7 protein-coding genes and 1 pseudogene are annotated in these 5,946 nt (G+C 69.8%); 1 reads left to right on the top strand and 7 read right to left on the bottom strand.

The features are described from left to right. Nucleotides 1-65: 65 nt before the first annotated feature. From DMC18_RS15810 to DMC18_RS15800, 3 genes are all read right to left on the bottom strand, one after another. Nucleotides 66-659, bottom strand: coding sequence for a hypothetical protein (locus tag DMC18_RS15810; RefSeq protein ID WP_110119198.1), 594 nt, complete (start codon nucleotides 657-659; stop codon nucleotides 66-68). Nucleotides 660-773: 114 nt separating this feature from the next. Beyond that, nucleotides 774-1,415: a LysE family translocator gene (locus DMC18_RS15805; RefSeq protein ID WP_110119200.1), complete on the bottom strand. Its 642-nt coding sequence runs from the start codon at nucleotides 1,413-1,415 to the stop codon at nucleotides 774-776. A 231-nt stretch (nucleotides 1,416-1,646) separates the two neighbouring features. After that, nucleotides 1,647-2,051 (bottom strand): MAPEG family protein, encoded by a 405-nt coding sequence (locus DMC18_RS15800; protein ID WP_110119202.1) that lies wholly within the window; start codon nucleotides 2,049-2,051, stop codon nucleotides 1,647-1,649. A 174-nt stretch (nucleotides 2,052-2,225) separates the two neighbouring features. On the opposite strand from DMC18_RS15800, the gene DMC18_RS15795 reads away from it, so the two are divergent. After that, nucleotides 2,226-2,426 carry a KTSC domain-containing protein gene (locus DMC18_RS15795; RefSeq protein ID WP_110119204.1) on the top strand — a complete coding sequence of 67 codons (201 nt, stop codon included), beginning with the start codon at nucleotides 2,226-2,228 and terminating at the stop codon, nucleotides 2,424-2,426. A 196-nt stretch (nucleotides 2,427-2,622) separates the two neighbouring features. On the opposite strand, the gene DMC18_RS15790 is transcribed toward DMC18_RS15795, so the two are convergent. The 4 genes and pseudogenes from DMC18_RS15790 to DMC18_RS15775 all read right to left on the bottom strand — a co-directional run. After that, nucleotides 2,623-4,482: a flotillin domain-containing protein gene (locus tag DMC18_RS15790; protein ID WP_110119206.1), complete on the bottom strand. Its 1,860-nt coding sequence runs from the start codon at nucleotides 4,480-4,482 to the stop codon at nucleotides 2,623-2,625. A 46-nt stretch (nucleotides 4,483-4,528) separates the two neighbouring features. Beyond that, nucleotides 4,529-5,143 (bottom strand): YqiJ family protein, encoded by a 615-nt coding sequence (locus DMC18_RS15785; RefSeq protein ID WP_110119208.1) that lies wholly within the window; start codon nucleotides 5,141-5,143, stop codon nucleotides 4,529-4,531. Between the two features lie 5 nt (nucleotides 5,144-5,148). Further along, complete coding sequence (locus tag DMC18_RS15780) at nucleotides 5,149-5,724, bottom strand: PspA/IM30 family protein (protein ID WP_110119209.1); 576 nt, start codon at nucleotides 5,722-5,724, stop codon at nucleotides 5,149-5,151. A gap of 10 nt (nucleotides 5,725-5,734) precedes the next feature. Next, nucleotides 5,735-5,946, bottom strand: a pseudogene (locus tag DMC18_RS15775) (hypothetical protein); the annotation flags it as partial.

The raw sequence follows: 5,946 nt of genomic DNA, 5'->3' as shown, positions 1-5,946 counted from the left end.
TTTGAGAGACCCCTCATCCGTCGGCTATCGCCGACACCTTCTCCCGCAAGGGGAGAAGGAAGGGATCAGCCGGCCGGAGCGCGCTGAATGCTCGGCTCCAGGTTCTTGACGATCTCGCGGGCGTCGTAGGCGCGGGGGTCGCCCGAGGGCTTGGCGCCCTTGTGCAGGACGATCTCGGCGCTGGCCTCGAACTTCTCGATCGTGCGGATCTCGGCGCGATTGGCGAAGAAGGGGTCGCCCCAGAACGGGTCCCAGGCGCGCCAGCCGCCGTAGCGGGGGCCGTAGTAGCGCCAGGACGGACGCCAGGCGCCGTATGGATAGCCGTAGCCGAAGCCCGGCCGCATGAACGGATCCTCGTCGATCACGGTGCGGGCCGTGCGGTCGGTGCGGCGGTCGGCCGTCTCGAACCAGTCGTAGCCCTGCTGCACGGTCAGCTCGGCGGCGCGATAGAGCAGGTAGCGCTCGACGGTCTCGCGGCCGGTCAGGCTGTTGCCGGCGAAGGTGACGCGATAGCGGTCGCCCTCGAGGCGGAGTTCGGAAAAGCCGCCCGAGGCCTTCTGGCCGGGCGCGGCGGGCTGGTAGGGGGTGGCGGTGGCGCAGGCGCTCAGCGCGGCGGCGACCGCCGCGATCGCGAGCCACTTGACCTTTTTCTGGGACATGGCGCGCTCCTTTGCGACAACTCGTTACTCCCGTACCGTAACGGATGGCGCAGCTTTACGGTTTCGCCAAGGCGATCCGTTTCCAAAAGCGAAAAAAGGGGCTTACCCGCGGCCCTATCCGCGCAGGACGATCAGGCAGGCCGCGCCGATCAGCAGCGCCCCCACCAACAGGCCGAAACCCTTGCGGAAGGCCGGTTCGTTCATCCGCGTCGCCAGGGCCGCGCCGCCCAGGCCGTAGGCGCTCATGCTGATCAGGTCCATGCCGATGGTGGCGCAGGCGAACATGATCAGCTGCGGGACCAGCGGGCGGTGGATGTCGATGAACGGCGGCAGCACGCCGGCGAAGAACACCAGGATCTTCGGATTGGCGATCTGCACGGTGAAGCCGTCGCGGAAGGCCGAGCGGCCGCTGGGCGGGCGCACCGCCGCCAGGGCCGCGCCCTCGCCGCTGACCGGCTTCAGGGCGCCGATGATCGACTTGATCCCCAGCCAGACCAGATAGGCCGCGCCGGCCAGGGCCAGCACGTGGAAGGCGGCGGGAAAGGCGGCGATCAGCGCCCCCAGGCCCAGGGCCGCGGCCACGAACCAGCACAGGCTGGCGCTGTTCATCCCCACCACGCCCAGCAGCGCCGCGCCCTTGCCCTTCTCCATGCCGGTGGCGATGGCGAACAGGTTGGCCGGACCCGGCGTGATGGCCATGACGAACATGGCCGCCAGGAAGGCGCTGTAGCGGGCGGGATCGACGGGCAGGACCATGAGCGGGGCTATAGGCCAGGCGGAGGCTTCCCTCAATTTCCTTCGGCCAAACAAAGTTCGTCATCCCGGCCGGAGCGCGTAGCGCGCAGAGCCGGGACCCAGGGGGGCTGGACACCGCGATCAGGTTCACCGCCCCATCGGCGGCAAGCGCAATGCGGCGGCCCCTGGGTCCCGGCTCTCCGCTTCGCTGCGGCCGGGATGACGAGCTTTGTCGGTTTTAAGGGCGCGCCGTCAGAGCCCCACCGTAACCGCCACCCAGATCACGCGCCCCAGCGCGCCCAGCAGCAGGACGAAGGTGGTGAAGGCCTGGATGGCGAAGCCCAGGCCGCGCTTCTTGGGATCGGCCGTGTAGCTGAGCGCGTAGATGATCCGGCCGAGGATCCAGACGACGCCCGCCGCGGCGGCGAACAGGTCGTTCCAGTAGATCGCGAACAGCCACAGCGACGGCAGGAAGATCGGCAGCCATTCCAGGGTGTTGGCCTGCACCCGCACGTGCCGTTCGAGGTCGGGATCGCCGGTCATGGCCGGGGCCTGGATGCCGGTGCGGCGACGCGCGCCGCCCACCCGCAGGATCATCCAGATGTAGCAGATCAGGGCAGCCAGCGTGACGATGGCGACCAGGGCGTGGGTTTGCATGGCGTGTTCTTCCCCCTTTTGACGCGGCTCAAGGCAGCCCGCGCGGGGGGAGCTTAAGCGTATTCAGGGTTGAAGCTCAAAGCCGTGATGGCCAAGGCGGAACCGGCCGCCGCGTCCATGCGCTTTCAGCTTCGAAGACACCCGTCCGAACCCTTCTCAGGAAAGGTCTCGCGCATGCTCGTGAATTCCACCGCGATCCGAGCGATCGACTACGAGCCCGAACACGGCAAGCTGATCGTCACCTTCATCGACGGCGACGAGTACGTCTATGTCGGCGTGCCCGAACGGGTGACCGCCGCCTTCACGCGGTCGCGCTCGAAGGGGCGGTTCTTCCAGCGGATGATCCGGGACCGGTATCCGTACAATCGGATTTGATCGACCTTCCCGCCAACGTCCCCCGGTTGTCATCCCGGAAAGCGCGTAGCGCTTATCCGGGACCCAGGAGACTGGACGCTGCATTTTGACAGGGCACCCTCACGGTAGCCGGCGCATCGCGGCGGCCCCTGGGTCCCGGCTCTTCGCTGCGCTTCGGCCGGGATGACGATTTAGGGAGAGGGTAGGAGAGGCGCCCTTACGCCTCCTCGTCCCCTTCTTCCTCCACCTCGACCTCTTCGGCCTCGACCGGCGCGGCGATGGCGACGGGCTTGGCCTTCCTGCCGCGACGGGGCGCCGGAGCCTCCTCGACCACGGCCGTCAGGGCCGGGGTCTCGGACAGAGGAGCGGTCAGGCCCGACAGGGCGCCGCCGTTCAGGCCGACCTCGGCCATCAGCTGGTCGAGCAGCGGGGCCTGGGCCCGATAGCGCAGGGCGCCGCTGACCACCTGGTCGGCGAGGTTGCCGCCGCCGTTCGAGCCGCCGCCGGAGTCGTTGGCCGCGCCGCCGGTCGCGCCGTTCAGGCCGTCGACCTGAACGATGCGGATCGAGTCGATGGCCTCCAGCGGCTTGACGGACTCGGCGATGATCCGGTCGAGGTTCTCGATCAGCTTGATGCGGATGGCCATGGCCACCTGGTCGGCCGACAGCAGGTTGGCGGCCTTGTTCAGGGCCTCCTGACCCGAGGCGTCGACGGCGTAGCGGACGCGGGCGGCCTCGGCGGCCAGGCGAACCGCCTGGGCCTCGGCTTCGGCGCCGATGCGGGTCTTGTCGGCCGCGCCCTTGGCTTCCTCGCGCAGGGCCTCGGCCCGGTCGGAGGCGGCGGTCTTCTCGGCCTCGGCGGCCACCTTGACGGCGATGGCCTCGCGCTCGGCTTCCTTGGTCGCCTCGATCAGCTCGATGATCTTCTGGCGGTCGGCGGCTTCGCGTTCGCGGACGGTCTTGACCTGTTCCTCGGCGGCGACGGCGAGGGCCAGCGCCTTGTCGGCGTCGGCCTGGGCCTCGGACTGGGCGCGGGACTTCTCGGCCACGGCGATGGCGCGGTCCTGCTCGGACAGCTCGATGGCCTTGGCCTTTTCGATGGTCTGGGTCTCGACGGCGCGTTCCTTGGCGATCTCGCGCTCGCCCAGTTCCTGCTCCATGGCGATGCGCTGCTGAGCCACGGCCCGGTCGGCCTCGATCTTGGCGGTCTCGATCTGCTGCTGGGCCGAGATCTTGGCGCCCTCGGCTTCGCGCGACTTCTCGGCTTCCTTCTGCGAGACCTCGGCGGCCTGGGCGGCGCGGCGGATGGCCAGCTCGCGCTCCTGCTCGAGCTTGGCGTATTCCTCGTCGCGGCTGATCTCCAGCGTGCGGCGCTGGGCCTCGAGGTTCTTGGTGCGGATCTGCACCTGGGTGTCCTGCTCGATGTCGTTGCGCAGCTTCTTGCGCAGCTCGATCTCCTCGGTCAGCCGCGTCAGGCCCTCGGCGTCGAAGGCGTTCGAGGGGTTGAAGTATTCCATGGCGGTCTGGTCGAGGCCGGTCAGCGACACGGTCTCAAGCTCCAGGCCGTTCTTCAGCAGGTCTTCCGACGACACCTGCTGCACCTTCTGGACGAAGTGGGTGCGCTGCTCGTGCAGTTCGGTCATGGTCAGCTCGGCGGCCACCGAGCGCAGGGCGTCGACGAACTTGCCCTCGACCAGGTCCTTCAACTGCTCGGGATGCATGGTGCGCTGGCCAAGCGTCTGGGCGGCGCTGGCGATGGCCTCGGCGCTGGGCTGCACCCGCACGTAGAACTCGGCCAGCACGTCGACGCGCATGCGGTCCTTGGTGATCAGGGCCTGCTCGGCGCTGCGGGCCACGGCCAGGCGCAGGGTGTTCATGTTGACGGGGATGGTCTCGTGGAACACCGGCAGGATCAGCGCCCCGCCGTTCATCACCACCTTCTCGCCGCCGAAGCCGGTGCGGACGAAGGACGTCTCCTTGGAGGCGCGCTTGTAGAGGCGGGCCAGGATCAGGCCCAGGATCAGCAGGCCGAGCAGGCTGCCGCCGGCGATGACGCCGATTTCGATCAAGGCAGGCATGTGGGTAACCCCCGAAGTTTGGATAAGCGAAAAAGGGAGGAAGGGATCAGCGCTCGCGCAGGGCGTCGCTTTCGTTGCGGATGGCCAGGAACCGGGCCCCGGCGTTGCGGACGATGATGACGCTGGTCCCCTGGTCGAAGGTCTCGCCGTCCTCGTCGGGCTCGACCATCACGTAGTGGGCCTGGCCATGGGCGTCGCGCACCCGGGCCTGGGCCGGCGAGCCGACCTTGGCCTGGCCGGTGACGATCGTGGCGACGCGGCCGACCAGGGTCTCGCGCGAGACGGCGGTGGTCTCGTCGCCGGGCAGGATGCGGGCCAAGAGGCGCCCCAGCACCCGGGTGAAGGGCAGGGCGACGGCGCCGGCCAGCGGTCCGGCGATCCAGATCGGGGCGGGGTGTTTGAACACCCCGGCGATCAGCTGTTGCAGCACCAGGCCGAGCGTCCCGAAGGCGAACAGGAAGACGACGATGATCATCAAGAGCGGCAGGCGGCCGACGTTCAGCCAGCCCAGCAGCGAGGGGTGATCCAGGTCGTGCCCATCGAGACCGTCATGGCCCAGGCCCGCGCCCAGGCCGGCGGCCTCGACCGCGCCGATCAGCAGCATCAGCAGCAGGGCCGCCAGGAACAGGGTGTTGCCGTCGGCGGCGAGGAAGCTCCACATCGCGGTCAGCCCTCCTGCCTGGCGGCGCGGAGGGCGGCCAGGCGCTCCTCCACCCGGTGGCGGCGGGTCAGGCGCTCAAGTTCGGAGAGCTTGGCGCCCTGGGCCAGTTCGCCGTCGGTCGGCGGCTTGGGGGCCTTGGCGCGGGCGGCCGACAGGTCGGTCAGGTCCTCGGCCATCTCGCGGCGGGTGGCCTGCAGGGCGGCCAGATAGCCTTCCAGCTCGGCCTGGCGCTGGGCGGCGTCGGCGACGGCGGTCTCCAGAACCGGCACCTGGGCCTCGATGTCCAGCTGGTGTTCGAGGGCGGCGCGGACCAGGTCCTCGCGGTCCTGAGAGAGGGCCAGTTCGATCTGGGCCGACAGGTCGTCGTGGCGGCTGGACTGTTCGGTCAGGCGCTTGGCGGCCAGGTGACGGGCGGCGATGGCGCGGCCGAGCTCGGCGCGCACCTCGTCGACGGCCTGGTCGACCTCGCGCAGGGCCTGCTGGCCCAGCGCGTCGGGCATGACCTCTTCCAGGGCGTCGATCAGGGCGTGAGCCCCGCCGCTGACGATGCGGCCCACCCGGGCGCGAAGGGAATCTGCCATCGGGTCCTCGTCAGGCGCTCGCCGGGCGGTCGGCCGCGGCGGTGATCAGGCGGGTCAGCTCGCCCAGGGCGGCGACGCGGCGGGAGACGATCGTGGGATCGTAGGCGGGGGCGCTGGGCGTGACGCCCCAGCGCAGCATCTGCTCGGTCAGACGGGCGGCGGCGTCGACGAGACGCGCCTCGTGGCGGGCCAGCCGTTCGGGATCGCCGCCGGCCAGTTCGG

Origin of the sequence: Caulobacter sp. D5 (genome assembly GCF_003185805.1) — a bacterium.
Lineage (GTDB): Bacteria > Pseudomonadota > Alphaproteobacteria > Caulobacterales > Caulobacteraceae > Caulobacter.
Note: the sequence above shows the minus strand (reverse complement) of the source record. Positions and strands in the feature narration are given on the sequence as shown.